The organism is Pseudomonas endophytica, from assembly GCF_001411475.1.
GTDB lineage: Bacteria > Pseudomonadota > Gammaproteobacteria > Pseudomonadales > Pseudomonadaceae > Aquipseudomonas > Aquipseudomonas endophytica.
Map to the genome: position 1 here is coordinate 1 of NZ_LLWH01000133.1, position 2,059 is coordinate 2,059.

Here is a 2,059-nt window from a genome sequence, read left to right on the forward strand (position 1 = left end):
CGCCCAAATGGCCACTCGGATTTCTGTGGAGTGTTTGGCGGGCCAGAAACAGCGTGGGGCGCAGGGTCATGCGTGCGGCGGCCATGGTAGGCGGCGCAGGCACAACACCGATGAGGTTGATTCCCAAGCTGACCCAGTCGAGCGGATTCTTCGACTTGGTCTTCACCAGATGAACAATGTCACCCAAGGCATCAATCAAGGCCATGATGTTGCCAACTACGGGGATGACGCCTGCCCAAGTCTTGACCTTTTGAAGGGTGATGGTCTTTTTGCTGACCTTTTGCAGCCATTGATCAAAGGCTTGGGCACCTTTGCCGATATCTTCTTTGGCAAGCTCATTGAGCGGTGCGATGGCGACCTGCCTTTCACGTACTTCTTGGGTTTCTTGGGTCATGGCTTCGAACTCGTTTTTGCGAGAAAGTCAGCAGCTGTGCTAGGCAATGAGATGCTGGGTAGCCCTTTGTTCACGGTCGTCTGGAGTAAGGGCGGCAAGAGTGAGGCGGAGGTGGGAATCGTGCTCTCAAGTTCGGATTGGGTGGCCGTGAGAACTGTTTCAGCCAGCGCCTCGATACCGGCAGGTGTCTCGCTGCTATCTGATGCATCGGCGGGTGTCCAGCGCAGGTTGCCGAAATAGCTGCCTTGATCCCACGGGTTGGCGGGGTCTTTGCCAAACGTGACGTGTGCAGGGCCAGGGCTGACGCCTGACACGGCAGCAAATCCGTTTGCATCCAACTTGCCCTTGAGGATCTGTCCCAAGGCGTCCTCCACCTGATACTCGGAATTCTTAAACGCATGCCCATTGGCATACTGCTGAAACAATTCCAGATTGCCCTTGCCGCTTTTGAGGTCTTCGGGAAACACCGCCGCTTGGCTTTGCGCGCTCTGATAGACAAAGTCCGTGGCATGGGCGGTGTACAGGCCGCTGGTGGTGTGGGTGATGCCACCGGCGTTGTAGGTGGTGGTGCTGCCAGCGGCCTGGATTACCAGTTCTTCCTTGGCGCTGAGGGTGATGCGTTCGGCGGTGGCGGTGATTTTGAGCTTGGCCAGCAGGTTGATGTTGTCTTTGAGGGCGCGAATGTCGATGTCGCCGGAGGCGGCAACCAATCGCCAGCCCAAATTCTGCACGAAGGTGCGCACGCCACGGCTGGCGCTAATAAGTAATCGCTTGCCGATAGCCAAGCTGGTGTGTCCGCCGCTGCTCAGGGCTAGGTGTTCGCCGCTGGCCAAGTGCGTGGATTGCGGGGTGCTGCTGGCGATGCCTGCGGGGCTGTGCAGCACTAGGTAGGGTTCGTCTAGTTCGGGGTATTGGTTGGCATTGGGGTTGCCGCCGGCACCCCGGATGGCGGCATGTTGCGCCTTGAGCGCGTCGGCGACCTCGTCTTGGTCGCCGCTTTCTTGCGCCAGATGCTCGCGGGCCAGGCTGGAAAAGGTGGCGTGGTGCTGCTGGGCGGTGTTCAGTTGCTCAGCGCTTTCCGGCAGGTCGGTGTGGTGGGCGGCGGCGCGGGGGCGCAGTTGAGTGGTCAGTAGCAGGCCGCCACCCGCGCGCAGCACGCCGTGGGCGTCGGTGCGCAGTTCAAGGCCTTCGCCACGGGGCACCCCGCCGCTAGGGCGCGGATGAGTCATGTACCCTAAGTGCAGGGCGCTGGCCTGATGGTCGCTCATCAGTGCGGCGCTGATCTGGCCTTGGGTGTCATCTAGGCGCAGTTCGTTGTGGCGCTGACCATGCAGCTCCTTGCTGCGGATAGGGCTCAGGGCCTTGAAGTCCGGCAGCTTGTAGGGTGTGCGATTGATGGCGTGATGACTTCGGCCAATGACCATCGGCTGATCCGCGTCCCCTTGTAGGAAGCCGACCAAGACCTCCTGACCGATTCGCGGCAGGGCCATGTGGCCCCAGCCCGCTCCGGCCCAGCTTTGGGCCACGCGCACCCAGCACGAGCTGTGATCATCCTCTCGGCCTTCACGGTCCCAGGGGAATTGCAGGCGCACCCGGCCGTGTTCATCGCAATACACTTCCTCATTGGGCGGCCCGACCACGGTGGCGATCTGCGGGCCCTCGATA

General features: G+C 61.0%; 2 protein-coding genes. Both read right to left on the bottom strand.

Features of this window, described 5'->3' with window-relative positions; translation table 11 throughout:
- Positions 1 to 394: hypothetical protein (locus AQS70_RS09795; protein ID WP_156355096.1), on the bottom strand; the 394-nt coding region annotated here is incomplete at its 3' end.
- The coding region (locus tag AQS70_RS09800) for a DUF2345 domain-containing protein (protein WP_156355099.1) at positions 391 to 2,059 on the bottom strand (1,669 nt) is incomplete at its 5' end. The genes AQS70_RS09795 and AQS70_RS09800, both read right to left, overlap by 4 nt.